At 75.5% G+C, this 22,244-nt stretch carries 18 protein-coding genes; 8 read left to right on the plus strand and 10 right to left on the minus strand.

Translation table 11 applies throughout. The features are described from left to right. The first annotated feature begins 218 nt into the window (after nt 1-218). Nucleotides 219-425 (plus strand): hypothetical protein, encoded by a 207-nt coding sequence (locus LG395_RS16075; protein WP_171150396.1) that lies wholly within the window; start codon nt 219-221, stop codon nt 423-425. A gap of 121 nt (nt 426-546) precedes the next feature. Here LG395_RS16075 and LG395_RS16080 read toward each other — a convergent pair whose 3' ends face one another. From LG395_RS16080 to LG395_RS16095, 4 genes are all read right to left on the minus strand, one after another. Further along, nucleotides 547-1,035, minus strand: a complete 489-nt coding sequence (locus LG395_RS16080) for a DUF5709 domain-containing protein (RefSeq protein WP_171150397.1) — start codon at nt 1,033-1,035, stop codon at nt 547-549. Nucleotides 1,036-1,185: 150 nt separating this feature from the next. After that, nucleotides 1,186-2,040, minus strand: coding sequence for a proteasome subunit beta (gene prcB, locus LG395_RS16085; RefSeq protein ID WP_171150398.1), 855 nt, complete (start codon nt 2,038-2,040; stop codon nt 1,186-1,188). A gap of 73 nt (nt 2,041-2,113) precedes the next feature. Beyond that, complete coding sequence (locus LG395_RS16090; RefSeq protein ID WP_171150399.1) at nt 2,114-3,061, minus strand: lysylphosphatidylglycerol synthase domain-containing protein; 948 nt, start codon at nt 3,059-3,061, stop codon at nt 2,114-2,116. Further along, nucleotides 3,058-4,755 carry a hypothetical protein gene (locus LG395_RS16095; protein WP_225810206.1) on the minus strand — a complete coding sequence of 566 codons (1,698 nt, stop codon included), beginning with the start codon at nt 4,753-4,755 and terminating at the stop codon, nt 3,058-3,060. Before LG395_RS16095 ends, LG395_RS16090 begins: the two co-directional genes overlap by 4 nt. A 173-nt stretch (nt 4,756-4,928) precedes the next feature. Here LG395_RS16095 and LG395_RS16100 point away from each other — a divergent pair, with 173 nt between their 5' ends. Together LG395_RS16100 and LG395_RS16105 are read left to right on the plus strand one after the other, a co-directional pair. Continuing rightward, nucleotides 4,929-5,312, plus strand: a complete 384-nt coding sequence (locus LG395_RS16100) for a BlaI/MecI/CopY family transcriptional regulator (RefSeq protein ID WP_171150401.1) — start codon at nt 4,929-4,931, stop codon at nt 5,310-5,312. Nucleotides 5,313-5,336: 24 nt separating this feature from the next. Continuing rightward, the gene (locus LG395_RS16105; RefSeq protein WP_171150402.1) at nt 5,337-6,230 is read left to right on the plus strand and encodes a M56 family metallopeptidase; all 894 of its coding nucleotides are present in this window, start codon (nt 5,337-5,339) and stop codon (nt 6,228-6,230) included. Between the two features lie 255 nt (nt 6,231-6,485). Here LG395_RS16105 and LG395_RS16110 read toward each other — a convergent pair whose 3' ends face one another. Next, entirely contained in the window at nt 6,486-8,861 is a 2,376-nt protein-coding gene (locus LG395_RS16110; protein WP_225810207.1) for a glycoside hydrolase family 65 protein, read from the minus strand. After that, a complete protein-coding gene (locus LG395_RS16115) occupies nt 8,858-9,598 on the minus strand; it encodes an HAD family hydrolase (RefSeq protein WP_171150404.1) in 741 nt (246 codons plus the stop codon). Before LG395_RS16115 ends, LG395_RS16110 begins: the two co-directional genes overlap by 4 nt. Before the next feature lie 84 nt (nt 9,599-9,682). On the opposite strand from LG395_RS16115, the gene LG395_RS16120 reads away from it, so the two are divergent. From LG395_RS16120 to LG395_RS16140, 5 genes are all read left to right on the plus strand, one after another. Then, nucleotides 9,683-10,333 (plus strand): nucleoside/nucleotide kinase family protein, encoded by a 651-nt coding sequence (locus LG395_RS16120; protein WP_171150405.1) that lies wholly within the window; start codon nt 9,683-9,685, stop codon nt 10,331-10,333. A 302-nt stretch (nt 10,334-10,635) separates the two neighbouring features. Continuing rightward, nucleotides 10,636-12,363, plus strand: coding sequence for a phospholipid carrier-dependent glycosyltransferase (locus LG395_RS16125; RefSeq protein WP_225810208.1), 1,728 nt, complete (start codon nt 10,636-10,638; stop codon nt 12,361-12,363). Between the two features lie 78 nt (nt 12,364-12,441). After that, the gene (locus tag LG395_RS16130) at nt 12,442-13,359 is read left to right on the plus strand and encodes a MurR/RpiR family transcriptional regulator (RefSeq protein WP_171150407.1); all 918 of its coding nucleotides are present in this window, start codon (nt 12,442-12,444) and stop codon (nt 13,357-13,359) included. Between the two features lie 341 nt (nt 13,360-13,700). Then, nucleotides 13,701-14,081: a hypothetical protein gene (locus LG395_RS16135; protein ID WP_171150408.1), complete on the plus strand. Its 381-nt coding sequence runs from the start codon at nt 13,701-13,703 to the stop codon at nt 14,079-14,081. Nucleotides 14,082-14,202: 121 nt separating this feature from the next. Next, the gene (locus LG395_RS16140) at nt 14,203-16,623 is read left to right on the plus strand and encodes a SpoIIE family protein phosphatase (protein ID WP_225810209.1); all 2,421 of its coding nucleotides are present in this window, start codon (nt 14,203-14,205) and stop codon (nt 16,621-16,623) included. A 29-nt stretch (nt 16,624-16,652) separates the two neighbouring features. On the opposite strand, the gene LG395_RS16145 is transcribed toward LG395_RS16140, so the two are convergent. From LG395_RS16145 to LG395_RS16160, 4 genes are all read right to left on the minus strand, one after another. Next, on the minus strand, nt 16,653-17,171 hold the full coding sequence (locus LG395_RS16145) for a flavin reductase family protein (RefSeq protein ID WP_225810210.1): 519 nt from the start codon (nt 17,169-17,171) through the stop codon (nt 16,653-16,655). A gap of 79 nt (nt 17,172-17,250) precedes the next feature. After that, nucleotides 17,251-17,925: a peptidoglycan-binding protein gene (locus LG395_RS16150; protein ID WP_225810211.1), complete on the minus strand. Its 675-nt coding sequence runs from the start codon at nt 17,923-17,925 to the stop codon at nt 17,251-17,253. Nucleotides 17,926-18,026: 101 nt separating this feature from the next. Beyond that, nucleotides 18,027-20,273 carry a S9 family peptidase gene (locus tag LG395_RS16155; protein ID WP_372463285.1) on the minus strand — a complete coding sequence of 749 codons (2,247 nt, stop codon included), beginning with the start codon at nt 20,271-20,273 and terminating at the stop codon, nt 18,027-18,029. Next, nucleotides 20,246-22,030: an N-acetylglutaminylglutamine amidotransferase gene (locus LG395_RS16160; protein WP_171150413.1), complete on the minus strand. Its 1,785-nt coding sequence runs from the start codon at nt 22,028-22,030 to the stop codon at nt 20,246-20,248. Before LG395_RS16160 ends, LG395_RS16155 begins: the two co-directional genes overlap by 28 nt. Nucleotides 22,031-22,244: the final 214 nt, after the last annotated feature.

The following is a 22,244-nucleotide window of genomic DNA, read 5'->3' on the forward strand; positions in this document are numbered from 1 at the left end:
CGGCCTCCCGGTGAGGCGGGGCGATACGGGCGGTATGCGGCTGTTGCGAGTGTTTTCCAGCTTAGGCGAGTGGTTCGCCGTGGTGTGGGCAGGAGGTCCTCACCCGCTCCCGCGGCGCTTCCGGATGCAGGGTGCGCCGGGGAGGGCAATGGTGAGAGTGTGCCCCGTTCGAGAGGCACCGGCACGGATGCGGTCATCCGGACCGAGGAGGAGGCATCATGTCGACATCCACACCCGAAGAGTCCCGTTCGTCGGACGACGTCTGCACCCCGGACGCCCTGCTCCACTCCGCGCCCGCCAGGGACGTCACCCCTGAGGACCTGGTGATGGCGGCGGGCAGGGACGTCACACCGAAGACCCTCGACTGGGCGCGTCGCAAGCTGGAGTCGGAGGGCACGGCGGCCATCGAGAAGCTGCTGCCCTAGGCGATCCGGGGAGCGCGGGGACACGAACGGGGAACCGGCCGGGCGCGCGCCCGGCCGGTGTCCTGTGTGCGGGGTCCCGTACGGAGGGCGACGGGACCACCGCGGTGCGCCGCCGCCCCGGTCACTCCGGCAGTTCGGTCTCGTCCGGTACGACGTGCATCGCCGCCTCCTCCGCCCCGGCCGCTCCGGCGTCGATGCCGACGTCCTCGGCGATCTCCTCCTTGGTGGTGTCGGCGTGGGCGCCCTCGTCCGGCGCGACCAGCCGGCCCGCGCGGGACGCGCCGGCCTCGGGGTCGAGCGGCTCGCCCTCCCCGCCGGGCAGGTCGCCGATTCCGTCGCCGGCCGGCGGGGTCACGTCTGGGACCTCCTGGCCGAGCCGTTCGTCCAGGGTCTCCCCCTCGTGCTGCTCGGCGGCGGTGGTGCCGTGCTTGGTGACGCCGAGGGGCCGCTCGGGCGGGGAGTAGCCCTCGTCGAGCATGTCGTCGTAGGAGCGCTCGCCGACCGCGTCCTGCAGGTCCAGGGGGCCGGCGTCCTCCTGTTCCTCGTTGCTGCCCGTGGGCTGGTAGACGTCGTCCGCCATGGGGGTCTGCTCGGACTGCTGGTCGCTCATGGTCGCCTCCTCCGGGTTCGCGGTCGGTCCTGCTCCGCGTTTCCCGTGACCGGATCATTAACCCCGCCGGCGCCCGGGCGGATCGGTCGGCGCCGTGCCCGGGAAGGCGACCGTCCCCTTCTTCTCGGAGGGACGGCGGGCCGGGGCGCCTCAGGGTGAGGCGTGCGGGCCGTCCGGGCGGCCGGCCCTCTGCCGGACCGTCTCGCGGCTCAGCTCCTCCGTCTCCGTGCGCGGCAGCCGCTCGAAGCCGTCCTCGGTGACGACCGAGACGACCGGGAAGATCCGGCGGCTCAGGTCCGGGCCGCCGGTGGCCGAGTCGTCGTCCGCCGCGTCGTACAGCGCCTGGAGCGCGGCGAGGGCGGCCTCCCGGCGGGACAGGTCCGGCCGGTACAGCTTCTTCAGGGCGCCTCGCGCGTACGGGGAGCCGCTGCCCTCGGCGTGGAAGTGCCGCTTCTCGTAGAGCCCGCCGGCCGCGTCGAAGCTGAAGATCCGGCCGCGTCCGCCCCCGGGCGCGGTGAGGTCGTAGCCGACGAGCAGCGGGACGACGACGAGGCCCTGCATGGCCTGGGCGAGGTTCTGCCGGATCATGGCCGCGAGACGGGTCGCCTTGGCGCCGAGGGTCATCGGGACGCCCTCGACCTTCTCGAAGTGGGTCAGCTCGACCTGGTAGAGCCGCACCATGTCGAGGGCGAGGCCGACGGTGCCGGCGAAGGCGACGGCCGTGTGGTCGTCGGCGGGGTGCACCTTCTCCAGGTCGCGCTGGGCGATGAGGTTGCCCATCGTGGCCCGGCGGTCCCCGGCGATCAGCACGCCGTCGCGGTAGGTGAGCGCGAGCACGGTGGTGCCGTGCGGGAACCGGTCCGCCGGCACCCGGACACCGGGCGGGAACGGCGGCGCGGTGGGCAGCAGTCCGGGGCGGTGCGCGGTCAGGAACTCGGTGAAGGACGACGTCCCCGGTGTGAAGAAGGCCTCGCTCGGCAGGCCCGCGCTGTCGTTGCCCGGCATGGCTTCCCCCTCCTGTGCCCCACGGCGTACCCGAGTCCTACCTGGAGCCGGGGCACGGGAAACTCCCCCGTGCTCACAGGGCCTTGCGGCGCATCAGCACCCCGAGCACCAGCAGGCCGGGGAGCAGCGGCAGCCACACGGTCAGCAGCCGGTAGCCGAGGACGGCGGACGCGGCGGCGGCTCCCGGGGTCCCGGCGGCGGTGAGGGCGAGGCCGAGGGCGGCGTCCAGCGAGCCGAGGCCGCCCGGGGAGGGCAGCAGGGCGGCGGCGCTGCTCGCCGCGAGGTACAGCAGGGCCACCTGGAGCGGCGCCAGCGGCAGGCCGACGGCGCGGGTGACGGCGATCAGGACGAGCGCGTGCAGCCCGGCGAAGGCCAGCGAGCCGCCCCACAGGGCAGCGGCGCGGGCGGGGCGGGCGTGCAGCGCGCGGATGTCGTCCACCACGCCGGCGAGCGCCCGTCGGCAGCGCGGCCACCAGGGGGTGGCGAGCGGGGCCGCCGCGAGCGCGACGACACCCAGGGCCACGGCGACCGCCGTCGGGGAGACGTGCGGGAGGCGCAGCAGCCCGGGGCAGGCCGGGGCGAGCAGCGCGATCAGCGCCAGGCGGACGGCGGCGCCCGCGGCGGCCTTGACGGCGAGCGCGCCGGCCGAGCGCCCGGCCGGGAGCCCGCAGCGCGTGAGGAACCGCAGGTTCACCGCGCCCCCGCCGAGCCCCGCGGGCAGCAGGTGGTTGGCGGCGGAGGCGGCGAACTGGGCGGCGACCAGCCGGGGCCCGGGCAGCCGCGGTACGACGGCTCCCTGCTGGGCGAGCGCGGAGGCCGCCCAGGTGCCGATGGCCGCGACGGCCCCGGCCAGCAGCCAGCCCTGGTCGGCGACCGCCAGCCGGCCGGCGCCGCTCTCGACCGTGGACCAGTGCCGGTGGACCAGGTACAGCGCGGCGAGCAGGACGGCGAGACAGGCGCCCGCCTGCCAGCGGGCGCGCCGACGGCCGAGGGAGGCGGTGAGCCCGGCCGGTGAGGTCATGAGGCGGCGCCCGGTACGACGTAGTAGAGCCGGACCGCGCCGACGGGGACGGACGGCCAGTCGCGGGCGTAGCGGGGCGGCCCGGACCCGGCCGGGACGAGCGTGGCGACCGGCGTCCGCCGCGCGGTCCGCGTGATGCCGTCCTCGGTGGTGTTGGCGTTGGGTCCGCTGGTCGCGGCGGAGGCGCAGCCGGCGGCGAAGCCGACGGGGATGGCCTCCTGCCCGGTGACCAGGCAGGGTGGCCGCACCCCGCGGCGTCGCATCTCGGCCGCGGTGCGCCCCCAGGCGTCGTGCGCGGCGGTGGCCGCGCCGACCACGTGCAGGAGGACGACGAGTTGTACGGCGAGATGGGTGGCGAGACAGGCGCCGACCGCCGCGAGGGCGAGGGGCCGCCGGGCCGGGCGCGGTGCGAGGCGGTGGTCGAGGGAGGCGGTCGAGCGCCGGGGCCGGGACACGGCGGGACGCGGGTGGGGGGCCGGGTCCGGGGCCGGGGGGCCGGCCGGGTGGGGGGCCGGGGGTGCGTCGGGCCGTCGGGCCGGGTTCCGGGGCGAGTGACGGTCCGGGCGCGCGGTCGGGCGCATGCCGCCGGCGCCCGAGGCGGGTCGGCGGTCCCCCGGCTGGGCCCGGCGAGGGCGCGTGGCCAGGTGTGCCAGTGCGTCGGCGACCGGGATCGCGAGGAGGGCGTAGGCGGGGAGCAGGAAGCGGGGTGCCGCGTAGCCGATCAGGAACAGGTAGGGGAACGCGGCGGTCGCCGCGCAGGCGAGCGGCAGTAGCGTGGCCGCCGGGCGCCGTTCGCGCCGGGCGACGACCAGCGCGAGGGCGGCGAGCACGGGCAGCGTGCACCACCAGAGCGTGACCAGCGGGTGCGGCAGGGCGCCGGCGCACGGCCGGCACAGCGTGCGCCCGCCCAGGGCGCGCAGCTGGTCCACGACGGCGAAGTGCCATCCCAGGCCGCCCTGGATCGCCGAGCCGTCGGACAGCCGGCGCGCCAGACCGCCGTAGCTCGTGTACGCCTCGACCACCCACTCGGCGGCCCCGGCGGCGAGCCCGGCGAGGAGGACGAGCAGGGCCCGCCGGTTGCGGCGGGCCAGGCCGAGCGCGAGCAGCGGCACGGCCGCCCAGACCGCGTCCACCGGCCGCATCCACGCCATCAGCGCCGCGCTCCCCGCCAGCCCCCACAGCGCGCCCCGGTCGGCGGGGGCGCGCAGGAAGCAGGCGACGGCGGCCAGGGCGGCGACGGCGACCCAGTAGTTGGGCATGGCCTGCGGGCCGTAGAACAGGGTGACCCAGAGGGACGCGAACAGGGCCCCGCCGAAGGCGAGGACCCGGACGGGGAACAGCCCGCGCCACGCGCGCAGGGCCAGGAACAGGGCGAGCCCGGAGAGGAGGGCGAGGTAGATCCGCAGCAGGGCCGTCGACGACGACCACGCCGCGACGGGGGCGACCAGCAGGGAGACGCCCCGGGCGCGGGGTGCGCTGAAGAAGGAGGCGGGGGCGTGCCCGCTGACCTGGCTGACGTACACCGTCTCGTCCCAGCCGAGGCCCAGACCGGGGCGCACGAGGACCAGCTGGGCCAGGGTGAAGGCCGTGGCGACGGCCGCGGCCGGCCAGAGCGCGCGCCCGGAGCCGGCGGACGCGCGGCGCGTGTGCTCGCGGTTCGCCGCGTCGACTGTCGCGTGCGCACTGCCGGCCATGTCCACCCCTCCGTCCCCGTCCCCTGAAGCCCGTGGGGCCCGCGGCCACCCTACGGGCTGTAGGGCCGGAGACGGGAGTAGGGGAAAACACGGACAAACTAACGCGAACCCCCTGCCCTTGCCCGCAGGCAGGGCCATCCGGCCCACGGCCCTACGCGCTGTAAGGTTGGGGCATGGCTGGCACGAGGTCCCGCGGCAGAGCGGAGCGGCGCAGCGCCGGGGCGCTGGAGAGCGAGGTACTGGCCGCCCTCTGGGCCACCGAGCGAGCGCTGACACCGGCGGAGATCCAGCACGAGATCGGCGGCGGGCTCGCGTACAACACGGTCCACACGATCCTCAAACGCCTCTACGACAAGGGGCTGGTGCTGCGAGACGCCGACGGGCGGCGCGGCGCGTACCGGCCGGCCAAGAACGCGGCGGAGCTGACCGCCGCGGCGATGCACGAGGCCCTGGACCGGGGGCCGGACCCGATCGCCGCGCTCCAGCAGTTCGTGACGGGGCTGAGCGCCGAGGAGGAGCGGGCGCTGCGCGAACTGCTCGCCGGGGACGGCACGTGAGGCCGGGCGGATGAGGTGCGGCGCATGAGGTTCGACGTGTACGCCCCGCTGGTGCTGTCGCTGCTGCTGTCGGCCGTCGCTCCCGTGCTCGCCCGGCGGGCCGCGCCGGCGCTGGCCGCGCGCGTGCTGGCCTCGGCCGCCGTGCTGACGGCGGCGGCCACCGTCTGGTCGCTCCTCCTGCTGGCCGCCGCGCTGCTCGGGGACGCGCCGCCGGTGATCCGCGAGGCCCGCGAGGACGGGCACCCGCTGACCGACCCGGTGCCCACGGTGATCGGGCTGGCCGCCTGCCTGGCCCTGGCCGCCGTCGCCGTGCGCGTCCACCGGGCCGTGCGCGCCGAGCGGTGCACGCGGCGCGCGCTGCGGCGGCTCGGCGCGGGGCAGCCTGCGGACACCGAGCTGATCGTCGCGGCGTCGGACGTGCCGCGGGCGTTCGCGATCCCGGGGCGGCCGGGCCGGATCCTGGTGACGTCCGCGATGCTGAGCGCGCTGGGCCCCGCCGAGCGACGGGTGCTCCTCGCCCACGAACGGGCCCACCTCACGCACCGGCACGGGCTGCTGGTGTCGGCGGTCACGCTCGCGGCGGCGGCCGATCCGCTGCTGGAACCGGTACGCGCGGCGGTCGCCTTCCTGGTGGAGCGGTGGGCCGACGAGCGGGCGGCGGCCGTCGTCGGGGACCGGCGGGTGACCGCGCGGGCACTGGCCCGGGCCGCGCTCAGCGCGGGCCGGGCGCGCGTGGGATGCGCCCTGCAGTTCACCGACCGGGCCGTCACCCGCCGGATCGCGGCCCTCCAGACGAGCCCGCCCCCGCGTCTGGCCTCCGCGGCCCTGGCCGTCCTCGCCCTCGGCACCCTCCCGGCCCTCCTCGCCGCGGACGCCACCGGCGACCTGCTGCGCCTGCTGTCCGGCGCGCTCGACTGAGGCCGCGGGCCCGGCACGACAGCGCTCCCCTTCGGCACCCGCCTGCCGCCCCCGCACCCGCGCACGACAGCACGCCCCGCCCTTTCGCCACCGATGCCGCCTGCGCCGTCGGCAACCGGGACGCGAACCCGGCGGGGTGGCGCCCGGCGCGCGCCCCGGTGCCCGGCGGCGCCCGGCCGCCGTCCGGTGCCGGGTCCGGGCAGCCACCGGCACCCGGACGCGTCCGGCGCGCGGCGCCCCGGCCCGGGCAGCCGCTCACCCCCCGAACGCGCCGCCTTCCCCGCCGCCCGGTCCCCGGTGCGGCGGCTGTCGCGGCGTGGGGCGCCGGGGTGCCGGCGGCACCGCGCGGACGGCCGGGTCGTCGGTGCTCACCGTGAGCGGTTCGCCGTGGTGGCGGAGCGTCAGCGGCGGGCCGTCCAGCAGCGCGTACGTCACCTTGTCCGCGCCGATGTCCACGCGCAGCCGGCGTCCGCGGAACTGGACGTTGAAGGCGAGGCGGCGCAGCCGCTCGGGCAGGCGGGGGGCGAACCGCAGCCGGTCGCCGTCGTGCCGCATGCCGCCGAAACCCGCGACCAGGGCCATCCAGGTGCCGGCGAGGGAGGCGATGTGCAGTCCGTCGCGCGTGTTGTGCTCCAGGTCCTGGAGGTCCATCAGCGCGGCCTCGGCGGTGTAGGCGTAGGCGAGGTCCAGGTGGCCGGTCCGGGCGGCGATGACGGCCTGGCAGCAGGCGGACAGGGAGGAGTCGCGGACGGTCAGCGGCTCGTAGTAGGCGAAGTTCCGGGCGATCTGTTCCTCGTCGTGCTCCTGCTCGAACCAGTCGCCGCAGGTGTACATGGCCAGCACCAGGTCGGCCTGTTTGACGACCTGCTTGCGGTAGAGGTCGAAGTAGGGGAAGTGGAGCAGCAGCGGGTACTGGTCGGGGCGGGTGCCCTCGAAGTCCCAGCGCTGGTAGCGAGTGAAGCCGGCGTGCTGTTCGTGGACGCCGAGTTCGGCGTTGTAGGGGATGTGCATGGCGTCGGCGGCGTCCCGCCAGGCGGCGCTCTCCTCCTCGTCCACCCCGAGCCGCCGCGCCTGGTCGGGATGGCGTTCGACGGCGTCGGCGGCCGCGCGCAGGTTCTGGCGGGCCATCAGGTTGGTGTAGGTGTTGTCGTCGGCGACCGCGCTGTACTCGTCAGGGCCGGTGACGCCGTCGAGGTGGAAGACGCCGTGGGTGTCGTGGTGGCCGAGCGAGCGCCACAGCCGGGCCGTCTCCACCAGCAGTTCCACGCCGGTCTCCCGCTCGAAGGCGGTGTCGCCGGTGGCCTCGACGTAGCGGACGACGGCGTCGGCTATGCCGGCGTTGACGTGGAAGGCGGCGGTGCCGGCCGGCCAGTACGCGGAGCCCTCCGGCCCGGCGATGGTCCGCCAGGGGAACGCGGCGCCGGCGAGACCGAGCTGGGCCGCGCGCTCGCGGGCCTCGTCCAGGGTGTTGTACCGCCAGCGCAGGGCCTCGGCGACGGCGCCGGGCGCGCTGTGGGTGAGCACGGGCAGCACGAACATCTCGGTGTCCCAGAAGGCGTGCCCGTCGTATCCGGAGCCGGTGAGCCCCTTGGCGGGGATGGCGCGCTGCTCGGCGCGGGCACCGGCCTGCAGGACGTGGAACAGCGCGAACCGGACGGCCTGCTGGATCTCCTCGTCGCCCTCCACCTCGACGTCGGCGCGGGCCCAGAAGTCGTCCAGCCAGGCCCGCTGGTCCTCGAGCAGGCCCTGCCAGCCGTCGTGCCCGGCGGCGGCGAGCGCGGCGTCGACCTGGTCGGCCATCGCGGGCAGCGACCGGGTGCCTGACCAGCCGTGCGCGACCAGCTTCTCCACCCGCAGGGTCTGTCCGGGCTCCAGCACGGAGGTGACGGTCAGCCGGGCCACGTCGATGCCGCTCTCGCTGCGGCTGGTGGTGCGTTCGGGTCCGGTGACGGTGTGGTCGGCGGCCACGGCGACCCGCAGGCCGCTGCGCCGGGTGCGGTGCACCAGCCGCAGCCGGTTGCCGGAGGCGAAGCCGTCCTCCTGCTCCAGCGGGGACTTCAGCGCCTTCGCCGCGCGCGGGTCGCCGTCGGGGTCGGGCAGGCTCTCGTTGGCGACCAGCTCGGACTGGATCACCACCCGGCTGCGGCTGCCGACGGCCTCCACCTCGTACGCCACGGCGGCCACGGCCCGCTGGGTGAGCGAGACCAGCCGGGTGGAGCGCACCCGGACCGTGGAGCCGGCCGGGGAGGTCCACTCGCAGGTCCGCTCCAGCACACCGCGGCGCAGGTCCAGGACGCGTTCGTGGGCGACGAGCCGGCCGTAGCGCAGGTCGAACGGCTCGTCGTCCACCAGCAGCCGGATGACCTTGCCGTTGGTGACGTTGATGACGGTCTGTCCGGACTCCGGGTAGCCGTAGCCGGCCTCCGCGTACGGCAGCGGGTGGACCTCGTGGACGCCGTTGAGGTAGCTGCCGGGCAGGCCGTGCGGTTCGCCCTCGTCGAGGTTGCCGCGCCAGCCGACGTGCCCGTTGGACAGGGCGAACACCGACTCGCTCTGGGCGAGGACGTCGAGGTCGAGGGCGGTCTCCCGGACGGTCCACGGTTCGACGCCGTAGGAGCGGTCGGTGATCACTGCTTGCCTCCCAGTTCGGCCAGGTCCTTGACGACGACGTCGGCGCCGTGCGCGTACAGCGCGTCGGTCTGGCCCACCCGGTCCACGCCGACGACATGGCCGAAGCCGCCCGCGCGTCCGGCGTCCATGCCGGCCAGCGCGTCCTCGAAGACGGCCGCGCGGGACGCCTCGACGCCGAGGTCCCGGGCGGCTGCGAGGAAGGTGTCGGGGTGCGGCTTGCCCGGCAGCTTCCGCTCGGCCGCGACCACGCCGTCGATCCGTACGTCGAAGAAGTGCTCGGCGCCGACCGCGCGCAGCACGTCCCGGCAGTTGGCGCTGGAGGAGACGATCGCGGTGCGCAGCCCCGCGGCACGGACCGCCTCCAGATACCGCAGGGTGCCCTCGTAGGCCTCGACCCCGCCGGTGCGGATCTTCTCCAGCAGCAGGTCGTTCTTGCGGTTGCCGAGGCCGTGCACGGTGCGGGCGTCCGGCGGATCGTCCGGGCCGCCTTCGGGGAGGTGGATGCCGCGTGAGGCGAGGAAGGCGCGGACGCCGTCGGCACGGGGGCGGCCGTCGACGTACTCGTCGTAGTCGGAGGCGGCGTCGAACGGCCGCCCCTGTTCCCCCTCGTAGTCGCGCAGGAAGGCGTCGAACGTCTCCTTCCAGGCCGCCGCGTGCACGACGGCGGTCTTGGTGACGACCCCGTCGAGGTCGAAGAGGCATGCCTGGATGGTGTCGGGCAGACCGAGCTGAGTCATATCCGGACTGTTCCCTGCGAAGCGGCCGTCCAGTGAGTGGCGCACGCCACACTCCCGGCGGGCGGGGGATGCCACACTCTCTGTGTGCCGCTGACCTTCGACGACCTCATCGCCCGTGCCCGCGCCCTGCCCCGGGACGGCCGGCGCGCCCTGCTCGGCATCGCGGGCAGTCCCGGTTCGGGCAAGACGACGCTGGCCGAGCGCCTGGTGGACGCGCTGAACGGCGACGGCCCGCCGTGGGCGGCGCACGTGCCGATGGACGGTTTCCACCTCGCGGACGCCGAGTTGGACCGGCTGGGCCGCCGGGACCGCAAGGGCGCTCCGGACACCTTCGACGCGGCCGGGTACGCGGCGCTGCTGCGGCGGCTGCGCGAGGAGACCGGCACGGTGGTGTACGCGCCGGGGTTCGAGCGGGTGCTGGAGCAGCCGCTCGCGGGGGCGATCCCGGTGCCGCCGCGGGCCCGGCTGGTGGTGACCGAGGGGAACTACCTGCTGCTGCGGGAGGGTTCGTGGGCGCGGGTGCGGCCGTGCCTGGACGAGGTGTGGTTCTGCGAGATCGCCGAGGAGGAGCGGATCCGCCGGCTGGTCGCCCGCCACGAGGAGTTCGGCAAGGAGCACGAGGCGGCCGTGGCCTGGGTGCGGGGCTCGGACCAGCGCAACGCCGACCTGGTGGCGACGACCCGGCGGTGGGCGGACCTGGTGGTGCCGGCCGGTGTGCTGCTTGCCGTGAGCTGACGTCCCGGCGCCGGCCGGCGGCGCCGTGCCGAACGGACCCGAACGGGCCCTGGGCAGGGGCCCCTTCACCCTCCTGTCTCTTCGGCGGGCCGTTCCCGTGGGCCTGTTGATAGAGGCACGGGGACGGAGCGAGCCGCGGTGAACGCCGAGCGGCTGCGGGCCGTACCCGTGTACACGGCAGAAGGTCTGCCGGTGCGACTCGTGCGGCGGTGCGGGCCGCGGGGGCGGCGGTGCGACGGCGGGGCCGTGATCAGGCCCGGTGGCCCGCCCGCCCCCGCCCGGACCCTTCCGCCGCGGGACGGATGATGGCGCGCGAACAGCTCCCGGTCCTCACCCCCGCCGCTCCCGCCGCGGCCCGGGCACGACAGGACCCGTCGGGCCGGTGGGCCCGGCTGCGCCGGCACCGGCGGTGGCTGCCGCCGGTCCTGGCCGTCCTGCTCCTCGGGCAGATGGCCGCGGCGATGGTCACCACGGCGGTGCAGCAGACCCCCACCATCGACGAACCGGTGTACGTCGCCACGGCCACCGACTATCTGCGCGAACACCGGCTGCGCTACAACCCCGAACACCCGCCGCTCGGGAAGCTGCTGATCGCGGCCGGGGTGGCGGTGGCGGACCCGCGCTACGACCCGTCGTACCCCGGCGACCAGGGACAGGTGGGCCGGCATCTGCTGTACGCCTCGGGCAACGATCCCTGGCGGCTGATGCTGTGGGCGCGGCTGCCGGTGATCGCGCTGACGCTGCTGTGCGGGCTGGTGGTGGCCGCCTTCGCCCGGGACCTGACCGGTACGGCGGGCGGCCTGGTCGCGCTCGCCCTGTACGCGTTCTCGCCCGACGTGATCGCGCACGGTTCCCTGGCCACGCTGGACCTGCCGGCGGCCGGAGCCGTCCTGACCGCGGCCTGGCTGGCATGGCGGGCCCGGCGCCGCCCCGTCCTGTACCTGCCGCTCGCGGGGGCGGCGCTGGGCGCGGCCACGGCGACCAAGATGAGCACCCTGCCCGCGGTACCGGTGCTGATGGCGCTGGCTGCGGTGTCCGCCCTCGCCGCCCACCGCAGCGCCCCGGCCCCGCGGCGGTGGCCCCTGTCCTGGCTCGGGGCGCGGCGTCCGGCGGTGTCGGCGCTGGTGGCCGCCGTCGTCGTCGCGGTCGTGGCCCTCGCCGTCGTGTGGGCCGCGTACCTCGTCGTCGACCCCCGGTTGCGGTTCGCACCGGCCGGGCCGGTACCGGGTGTGCACGGGGCGCGGGCGCGGCTGGTGGAGCTGTTGCCGGTGCCGCCGGCGTACCGGGCGGGGTTGCGGGCGCAGTTCGGGCTGGAGGAGCAGCCCTGGCAGGGGTACCTGTTCGGGCACCTGTACACCGGCTCGCTCTGGTACTACCTGCCGGCCGCGCTGCTGGTGAAGACCCCGCTCGGGCTGCTGGCGCTGGGCGCGGCCGGCGCGGTCGCGGTCGTGGCGGTACGGCGGCTGCGTCCGGCCGCGCCGTACCTGCTGGTGCCGCCCGTGGTGCTGCTCGCGGCGGCGATGACGGGGTCGCGGGACTTCGGCACCCGGTACGCGCTGTTCGTGCCGGTGTTCCTCGCGGTGACGGCGGGCTGCCTGCCGGCCCTCCGCGGGCGGTGGCGCGGGTTCCTGACCGGCGCCCTGGTGGTGTGGGTGGCGGTGAGTTCGCTGCGGACGTTCCCGTACTACCTGCCGTACGCCAACGAGGCGTTCGGCGGTCCGCGGCGCACCCACCGGCTGCTGCACGACTCGAACGTGGACTGGGGCCAGGACCTGGGACGGCTCGCCGACCGGCTCCGGGAGCGGTATCCGGGCGAGCGGGTGTGGCTGGTGTACAAGGGCAGCGGCGTGCCGTCGTACTACGGCATCGAAGCCGCCGATCCGCGCACCGTGCCGCCTCGGCGGGTGCACGGGCTGCTGGTGGTGTCGGACTCCGCCGCCGCCAAGGCGCGCGGCCGGCTCGCGCGGCTGCTGGCGAGCAGCCGGCCGGTCGGTGAAGTGGGCCATTCCATCGGCCTGTACCGGCGGTGAGCCCGGTGTCTCAACCCCCTGGTCACGACGGCCGGTGAGCTATGTTGAGTCCTCGTGGCAGACAAAGGAGGCCGACCGGTGCCCTCGCCGCAGCAGGCACGCGCACAGGCATCAGCGATCACGTCGGGCAGGACGGCGCCCGCGGCCGAGGCCGCTCCGACCTCCCGGCTCAGGGAGCTGTTCGACGGCCCGCGTCTGTCACCGGGGCAGCGGCGCATCGCCCAGTACCTGATCGAGCACATCACCGAGGCCGCGTTCCTGTCGATCACCGAGCTCGCCGACCGGGTCGGGGTCAGCCAGCCCTCCGTCACCCGGTTCGCCGCCGCCGTCGGTTTCAGCGGCTATCCGGCGCTGCGCGAGAAGCTCCAGTCGATCGCGCTGAGCAGCCTCGCCGGGGGGCCCGGCGAGGAGAACCGGGCCAACGAGCTGCAGGCGGCCGTCGACGCCGAGATCGAGAACCTGGAGAACCTGCGGCGGGACCTCGCCGACCCCGACCGGGTCATCCACGTCGGCCGCGAGCTGTCCCGCTCCACCCCGCTGACCGTGCTGGGCCTGCGGATCTCGGTGTCGCTCGCCGAGTACTTCGGCTACGCGGCCCGCCGTATCCACCCGGACGTGCGGCTGGTGACCCGCGGCGGCAGCGTGGCCTACGACGCGCTGCTGCAGGCCCGCGAGGCCGGCGGCGACTGGGTGCTGGCCTTCGCCATGCCCCGGCACTCCCAGGAGACGCTGCACGCCGTCCGGGTGGCGCGCGGCGCGGGCCTGAAGGTCGCCCTGGTGACGGACCTGGCGCTGGGGCCCCTGGCCGACGAGGCCGACGTCACCTTCGCGACCGGCACCGGCTCCCGGCTGGTGTTCGACTCCTACGCCGCGCCCGGGGTGCTGGCCGCGGCGCTGCTGCAGGCCATGACCGACGCCGACCCGGAGCGCACCCAGGCCCGGCTGGAGAAGTACGAACAGCTCTCCGAGCAGCACCAGTTCTTCCTGAGGGACTGAACCGGGGCCGTCCGGCCGATCCTTCCGCGGATTGCGGGCATCCGTGAAGATCTTGCAGTCGTCCATGCCGTGGACGGGGATGATTCACCGCATAACGCGCATGAATGTTTTCATACGTCTTGCAAACGGGTCGGCATATATAAATACTGCTCGGCGGGCTCCCCCGCTCGTCCGGGGCCCGTGCACGGACACCCCGCGCCGCCGTCCCCTACCCACGTCGGCGCCCGGGGTGCGCCGGGGCGCGCCGTCTGCGCGACGCGCCCGTGGCGGCCCCGGTCATCCCCTAGACCGGGGCCGCCCCGAACCCGTCGGCCACCCTCCGACACGGCACACCGGAAGCGATGAACATGCCCCTGACCAGCACGCGCATCAGCCGAGACTGGCCCTGTCAGGTCAAGACGCCGGGCTCGTACGACTGGGAGCGCTCGGCCGCCAAGTGGCTGCGCGAGCTGATCCCCGCGCGCTACGCCAGCTACCCGGCGCTGATCCGGTACCCGGTCCTGCTGGCCCGGCACGCGCAGATCCAGGTGCAGCAGGAGATCCGGGTAGCGCGCACCGCCCTGCAGACCGCGCGGGCCGAGCTGCCCGTGCTGGGACTGCCCGAATCGGTGATCGAGCACACGATCAAGCTGTACGCGGCGGAAGTGCTGCAGCTCCAGCACATCGCCCGCAGCGTGCGCGCGGTCAGCGAGGCCCTGGCCGCCCGCGGCACGGCCCGCTGACCTGGCCGGGCCGCTCCCCCGCGCCCCTTCACCACTCCCTCCCGCCGCTTCCCGGGCCGTGGCCGCCGTCCACCGGTCGCGCGCACCCCGACCCGGCAGACGAGTGATCGAACGAGCCCGGATGTGCAATGCTCGTCGCGTGACGAGCGAGCCCCTGCCCCCGGCGGACCGCGGAACCGGCGCCGACCTCGCGGCGCTGGCCAAGGTCGTGGCCCGGCAGCGCGCCGAAATGGAACGGCTGCGCGACCTCGCCGCGACCTCCGCCGTCCTGGAGCGGGCCAAGGGCGTGCTGATGGCCGTCACCTCCTGCACCCCGGACGCCGCCCACGAGGAGCTGGTCCAGCGCGCCAAGGACGGCAACCGCACCCTCCTCGAACAGTGCTGGCTCACCCTGGGGGCCCTGCCGCCCCGCCGGCAGTCCGCCACGCCCCCCGCACCCCCCGCCGCCGTGCGCTCCTGGGAGCACGTGCCCGCCGGCACCACCGACCTGGCGGACGTCCTGGGTCACGTCGGCCGCGACCTGCTCCGGGTCGGCTCACCGCACGAGCTGGCCGGATGCCTCATGGACCACCTCGCGTCCGAGGCGGGCGCCGACGCGGTGATGCTGTACGAACGGCTGCCCGAGGGCGGCCTCGGACTGATCGGGTACGCCGGTGTCGACCCCGCCCTCGCCGCCCAGTGGCGCCAGCTCCCCCCGGTGACCAGCGTGGCCGCGCTGGACGCCCTGGAGTCCGGGGAGCCGCGCTGGCTGGAGGACATCGCCGTGGACCGCGCCCGGTACCTGCTCATCGGGGAACCCCCGGAGCGGTGGCCCACCCGGGCCTGGCTGCCGGTGCCCGCCGGGGACGCCGCCTGCGTCGCCCTCGGGGTCCTACGCCGGCACGACGAGCCGTTCACGGACCGCGAGCGGGAACTGCTGCGGGCCGTGGCCCGGCTGTGCGCGGGCCGGCTGCGGGCCTTCGACAGTCCGCGCCACGGCGCGTCCGCGGACGTCTCCCAGACCGTGCAGGCGGTGTTCGACGCGCTGCCGGGCGCGGCGATCCTGCTGACCCCGCTGCGCGCCCCCTCCGGCGAGGTGGAGGACTACCTCATCGACGCGGCCACCCCGGAGGCGATCGACGTGTTCGGCCGCACCGGCCGGGACATGGTCGGCAGCCGTGTCCTGGAGAGCTACCCGTCGGTCGCGGGCGAACCGCTGTGGCGTGGCTACCTGCGGGCCCTGGAGACCAAGGTGCCCTTCGAGGGCGAGCCGTTCGCCTACCAGGACGTGATCGGCGACGTGCCCGTGACCGCCACCTACACCGTGCGGGCCGCTCCGCTGGGCGAGCGCCTGGTGGTGACCTGGCTGCGGCACGACCCGGTGGAGAGACAGGAGCAGCGCCTGGCCGACGTCCAGCGGCTCGGCAACCTGGGCTGGGCGAACTGGAACCTGGTCACCCAGGAGATCTCCTGGGCCACGCAGACGTACGCCGTGCTCGGTCTGCGCCCCGGGAAGCGGCCGGTCCGCCTGGAGGAGCTGCCCGACCTGGTCCTGCCCGAAGACACCGGCCCGCTGGCCCACGCGATCGCCGAACTCGTCTCCCACGGCCACCCGTTCGACGTGCCGTTCCGCGTCGAGACACCCGAAGGGGTCCGGCACCTGCGGATGGTCGCCGAGGCCGTCACCGCGCCCGACGGCACCCCGGTCGAGGTGCACGGCTTCGTCCAGAACCTCACGGCGCAGCGCAGCGCGGAACTGGCGCTGGTGGAGAGCGAGCGCGCGATGCTGCTCCAGCGCGGCATCCTCCAGGCCGAACGGGCACTGGCGGCCCGGCTCCAGCACGCCCTGCTGCCGCTGCCCAGCAAGCCGGTGCTGCTGGCCGGGCTGCGCGTCGAGGTCGCCTACCTGCCCGCGCAGGCCGGCATCCACGTCGGCGGCGACTGGTTCAGCGCCATCGAACTGCCCGACTACGACGCGCTGTTCGTGGTCGGCGACGTGGCGGGCCACGGCATCGACGCCGTGGCCACCATGGCCCAGCTCAGGTTCACCGCGAAGGGCATGGTCAGCACCGGCTCCTCGCTCACCGGGGCGCTGGCGCGGCTCAACCAGCTGCTGCTGCACTCCCGGGACAGCCAGATCACCGCCACCATGGTCCTCGCCCGCTACGACCCCGGCCGGCAGATCCTCGCCTGGACGCAGGCGGGACACCCGCCGCCGCTGCTGGTGCGCCGGGGCGAGGTCCGCTTCCTCGAACGGCCCGGCGGCATGCTGCTCGGCGCGACGGCCTCCCCCGCCTACGAGTCGCGGGAGCTGCGACTGGAACCCGGCGACCGGCTGCTGCTCTACACCGACGGCCTGGTCGAACGCCCCGGCGAGGGCCTGGACGCCGGCTTCGCCCGGCTGGCGGAGGCGGTGCGGGCCCACGGCAGCGGCGAGTCCGGCTCCCTGGACGCGCTGCTCGCGACGATGCTGGCGGACGAGCGGCGCGACGACGTCTGTGTGCTCGACATCCGGATGCCCCTGGAGGATGTGCAGGACGCGGCGGAGGACCCGGTGGCCTGAAGGCGCCTCGCTCGTCACGGTGGCCGCGCTCAGTCCGCGGGGTGGCCGGCGTCGATGGTGACGGCGTCGGACAGGCGCAGCAGGGGTCCGTCCCGGCCCTCGCCCCACTCGACGGGATCGAGCAGGAAGCCGACGTGGTCGCCGCCGTCGGTGCGCCGCAGGACGGCGCCGACGAACCAGGCCGCCGTGTCCTCCAGGACGGCGGTGCCGCCGTGCCCCTCCCGCCAGGCGAGCCGCGCGAACTTGTCGACCTCGTCGCCCGTCTCGCCACCGAAGAGTTCCGCCAGGTCTCGCTGGTCCCGGGTGAGCAGGTGGACGGCGAGGAATCGCGCGGCCTGGGCGACCCGGTAGGTGTGGTTGGCCTTGGACAGCCACACGGTGAACCGGGGCGGCCGGATGGAGCACTGCGAGGCGAAGCCGACCAGGCAACCGGCACGCCTGCCGCCCGCCGCGGCGGTCACCACGCACATGTCCGGGTCCAGCCGGTCGAAGAAGCCGTCCGGGTCCGGTCGTGCCTGCCGGTCCCGCGTGCCGCTCTCGTCCGCCATCCCGCTCCGCTCCCGTCCGCGTCGTCCGCCGCCGGCCCGCGCAGGCCGCCCGGTGGTCCTCGTGTGCCCGGTGCGCCGCTCATGAATCGTCACCGGAGCCGGTGCGGGACTCCAGCGCGCGGCGCGTGTCGTTCCCGTAGACACCCCTCTCGTCGCCGCTGACGCCGTACCAGAGCTGGAAGCGGGCCACGGCCTCGGCGAGCGTGGTGTCGTAGGTGCCGCTGGTGGAGCCGTCGCGGTAGACGTCCGGGACGCGCAGCAGGCGTCGCTGCAGATCGGTGACCTCGGGTCCGGTGTCCCCCTGACGGAGGGTGCCGGGTCCGTCGGGGTCGGTCGCGGTGGCGGGCGCCGGGGGTCCGGCCGGTGCGGTCGGGGCCGGCGCCGACGCCGGCGGGCCGCCGGGTGCCGTGGCCGGCGGTGCGGTGGTGACCGCGGGCGCCGGGCGGGCGGTCGCGGCGGCCTGCTGACGGCCGGTCAGGAGCAGGGCGCAGCCGAAGCCGACGAGGGCCGCCGCCACGACGGCCACGGCCACGGCGGCCCGGCGCGGGCCCGCGCCGGGCACACCCGGGGGACGGGAGACCGGGGCGGGTACGGGCGGGAGTTCCCGGGTGGCGTCCTCGTCGGTCACCACACCGGGCGGCCGGATGTCCCGCATGAGTTCCGCGAGGGCGTCGAAGCGGCGCAGGCGCACCACCCGGACGGGCTCCAGTGCCGGTCCGGGCGGCGGCTGTTCGGGATCGGGCGGTGTCGGCACCTGATTCTCCATTCCGTCCCGCCGGCGGGGCGGGCTCCTGCGGCCCGCGTGTTCAGATACGGCGCCCGCCGCGGCCCCGTTCAGCGCCCTTCGCGGAGGGTTCACGGGTGGAGGTGCCGTTGCATCCAGTCGGCCGCCGCGCGGCGGAACAGGCGCCGGTTGTCCGCGCGCAGGAAGTCGTGTCCTTCGTCGCGCAGGGTCAGCAGTTCCGCGTGGACGCCCCGTTCCCGGGCGGCCCGGACGAACTGGTGGGACTCCCCCGGTGGCACGTTGGTGTCGTGTTCGCCGTGGACGGCCAGCACCGGGACGCGCAGCGCGTCGATGCGGCTCATCGGCGACAGGGCGCGCAGCAGTTCCCGGTCGCGCTCCGGGTGGCCGTACTTGTGCGCCGCCGATTCCGCGATCCACGGCTCCGTGCCGGCGAAGAAGGTGAGGAAGTCGGACATGCCGCAGACGGCCACACCGGTGCGGAACAGGTCCGGGTGCCACACGAGGGAGGCGAACGTGAGGTAGCCGCCGTACGAGCGGCCCATGACCGCGAGCCGCGTCGGATCGGCGGGGCCGGCGGTGACCGCGTGGACCGCGCAGTCCGCGACGTCGTCGAGGGCGGCGAAGCGGCCCGCGCCCAGGTCGGCGTCGACGAACGAGCGGCCGTGCCCCAGGGAGCCGCGGACGTCCGGGGCGAAGACGTCCAGGCCGCGTCCGACGAGCTCGTGGTAGAGCGGGTGGAACACCGGGCGTTCCTGTTCCTCCGGGCCGCCGTGCAGGTGGATCACACAGGGTGCCGGTTCGTCGGGGGCGCGCCCCGGCGCCCGGTAGTACCAGCCGTTCAGGGGCAGTCCGTCCCGCGCGGTCAGCCGCACGGGAACGGGCCGTACGGGTGGGCGGCCCGGCGGGACGGCGTCCTCGTCCTTCGAGGACCACGGGGTGCGCAGCAGGGACACGCCCTCGTGGGCCCACCACAGGCCCGGTCGGCGCTGCGACCCCGACAGCGCGAGCAGCAGGCGTCCGGCACCGGCGGCGGTCACGCGGGTGACGACCTCGTGGGGCAGGGGCAACGGCCGTGCCGGGCCCGTGCCGTCAGGGGTCCGTCCCGTCGGGTGGGTCTCGACGAGTTCCAGTTCGCTCGCGCCGCGCACGTTCCACGCGAGCGCGGCGGTGCGGCCGTCGTGGGCCAGCGCGAGGAGTTCCAGGTCGCTTTCCGCGCGCTCCGCCGCGACCGACACCGCGTGCGGCCCGCCGTCCGCGTCGAGGGCGACCGCGAGGAGCGCGGCGTACTCGCGGTCGTCGTTGCTGCGCAGCCACAGGGTCCGCGCGTCCGGGGAGAACCGGCCGATCCACGGATCGCCGTCGGCGACCGGCATGACGAGGGTGGTCACCGCGTCGGCGGTGCGCAGGACGACCGCCTCGCGCCGTCCGCGCGGCCCCCGGCGCAGCAGCGCGAGGCCGCCGTCGGGGCTGAGGTCGCACGCGCGCAGGGAGGCGGCGTGGGTCTCGGTGGTGAGCAGGACGGGCGAGGCCAGCCCGTCCGGATCGACCAGGTAGACCGACAGGCCGCCGTCGGGCCGGGCCGCCGGGGCCGTGATGCCGGTCGGCGTCCCGTCCGGTGCCACCCCGGAGGCGGCGTCGTACGCGGCCGGGCCGAGGAGCGTGGCGTGCCCGTCCCGGTCCGCCCAGTCGGGCGCCGGGCGCGTCCCGGCGAGCAGGCCGTCGGCCGGGCCGGAGTCCGCCGGGCCCCGCGTCGCGAGGGTTCCGTACGCGGCGGCGGCGGCCGGCGCGGCGACGGTGACGGCGACGGCCGAGCCGTCGTGCGCCCAGCAGCCCAGGTAAGCGGAGCTGGCCGGGTCGGCCCCCGCCAGGACGCGGCGTCCGGTGCCGTCGGGCCGCACGCAGAGCACCCGGGAGTGCTCACCGCCGCCCGGCGCCGTGGTGTACGCGATCCAGCGGCCGTCCGGTGACCAGGACACCTCCTTGACCGGGTCCGGTGAGGAGTCCAGCAGCCGCGCCTCGTCGCCGTCGACGGGCCCCGCCCACAGCTGGGGGACGCCTCCCCGGTCACAGATGAAGGCCGTCTCGCTGCCGTCCGCGTTCGCGGAGGGGTACCAGCAGCCGTGCGCGCGCAGCCGTGTCACCGCGTCGCGCGGGCCGCCCGCCTCGGGCAGCGGCACCGGTGCGGGGGCGGCGACCCGGGCGGCGTCGAGGACGTCCCCGGCACGGCGGTCCGCGGACCGGACGGGGCCCGCACCCGCCGGGCCCGGTGGTCCGGAGCGGACGACGGCGGGTGCCGGGCCGTGCGCCACCGGCGCCTCCCGGTCGTCGGTCACGTGATTCCGTGGGTCTGCAGCCATATCTCCAGCACAGCGATCTGCCAGAGCGCGTTCGCGCCCCGCCTGGTCCGGTGCTCGTCGGGCGCCTTGAGGAGTTCCGCCACGTACGCGTCCTGGTACACGCCGCGTCGCCTGGCCTCCGGTGCCTCCAGGGCCTCCCGGACGCGCCGCAGGACGGGGCCCGCCATGTGCCGGATGGCCGGCACCGGGAAGTAGCCCTTGGGGCGGTCGACGACCTCGTGGGGCAGCAGCTTGCGGCCCGCCTCCTTCAGCACGCCCTTGCCGCCGTCGGCCAGTTTGAGTTCCGGCGGGCAGGCCGCCGCCAGTTCGACCAGTTCGTGGTCCAGGAACGGCACCCGGGCCTCCAGGCCCCAGGCCATGGTCATGTTGTCGACCCGCTTGACGGGGTCGTCGACGAGCATGACGTGCGTGTCCAGCCGGAGGGCGGCGTCCAGCGCCGTCTGCGCCCCCGGTCGCGCCATGTGCTCCCGTACGAAGCGTCCCGAGACGTCCTCGCGGGGCATCAGCCCGGGCCGCAGGACCCGGGCGAGGTCGGCGTGCGACCGGTCGAAGTAGGTCGCGGCGTACTGCTCCGGCTCGTCCTCGCGGGCGACCGACGCCAGCTGCGGGTACCAGTGGTAGCCGGCGAACACCTCGTCGGCGCCCTGCCCGCTCTGCACGACCTTGACCTCCTTGGACACCTGCTCGGACAGCAGGTGGAAGGCGACCACGTCGTGGCTGATCATCGGCTCGCTCATCGCCTCGAACGCCCCGTCCAGAGCCGTCGAGACCCGTTCGGAGGGGACCATCAGCCGGCGGTGGTCGGTGCCGAACTCCCGGGCCACCAGATCGGAGTAGCGGAACTCGTCGCCCTCCTCGCCGCCCTCCGTCTCGAACCCGACGCTGAACGTCATCAGGTCGCGTTGGCCCTCGTCGGCCAGCAGCGCGACGATGAGGCTGGAGTCGAGGCCGCCGGAGAGCAGGACGCCGACCGGCACGTCGGCCACCGTCCGCCGGCGTACGGCCAGGCGCAGCGCGTCCAGCACCGCGTCCCGCCACTCGTCGGCCGTCATGCCGTCGTGTTCGGGCCGGCGCGTGTAGGACGGCTGCCAGTAGCAGTGGTCCTGGTACGTGCCGTCCGGTTCGACGACCCGCACGGTGGCCGGGGGGAGCTTGCGCACCCCGTTGAGGACGGTGCGCGGGGCCGCGACCGTGGCGTGCCAGCTCAGGTACTGGTGCAGGGCGACCGGATCGAGTGAGGTGTCCACGTCTCCGGCGGCCAGGAGAGCGGGCAGCGTGGAGGCGAAACGGAGCCGGCCCGGCGTCCGCGCCAGGTAGAGGGGCTTGATCCCGAGCCGGTCCCGGGCGAGGACGACGCGGCCGGTCCGGTGCTCGGTGATCGCGAAGGCGAACATGCCGTGGAAGCGCTCCACGCAGGCGGTCCCCCACTGCCGGTAGGCGTTGAGGACCACCTCGGTGTCCGACGTCGACTCGAAGCGGTGACCGAGGCGGCGCAGCTCCTCCCGCAGCTCCGGATAGTTGTACACGCAACCGTTGAAGACGCCGGTGACCTCGCCCCGGGCGTCCGTCATGGGCTGGGCCCCGCTGTCCGACAGGTCGATGATCTTCAGGCGGCGGTGTCCCAGCGCCACCGCGCCCCGTCTCCAGGTGCCCTGTCCGTCGGGTCCGCGGTCGGCGAGGCGCTCCGTCATGCGCTCGACCGCCGCGAGATCGGGCGACCGCCCGTCGAAGCGGACCTCCCCGCTCAGACCGCACATGACGCCCCGCCTCCGTCCGGCGCGCCGGCACACCCTCCGGCGCGGAGCTGGGCGGTACTGCGATACATGACGTCCCCTTCTGTAGACGACAGAAACGTGTCGCGCGGCTCGCCGATGCGGCGCTGCCACCGCCGACGTGCCGCGGCGCGCGGGCCGTATCGGCGTCCGGACGGCTTCGGGGAGCGCGGCCGGACGCGGGCCGGCACCGGGCGGC

It is taken from the genome of Streptomyces spinosus (assembly GCF_020400655.1).
Classification (GTDB): Bacteria; Actinomycetota; Actinomycetes; order Streptomycetales; family Streptomycetaceae; genus Streptomyces; species Streptomyces argyrophylli.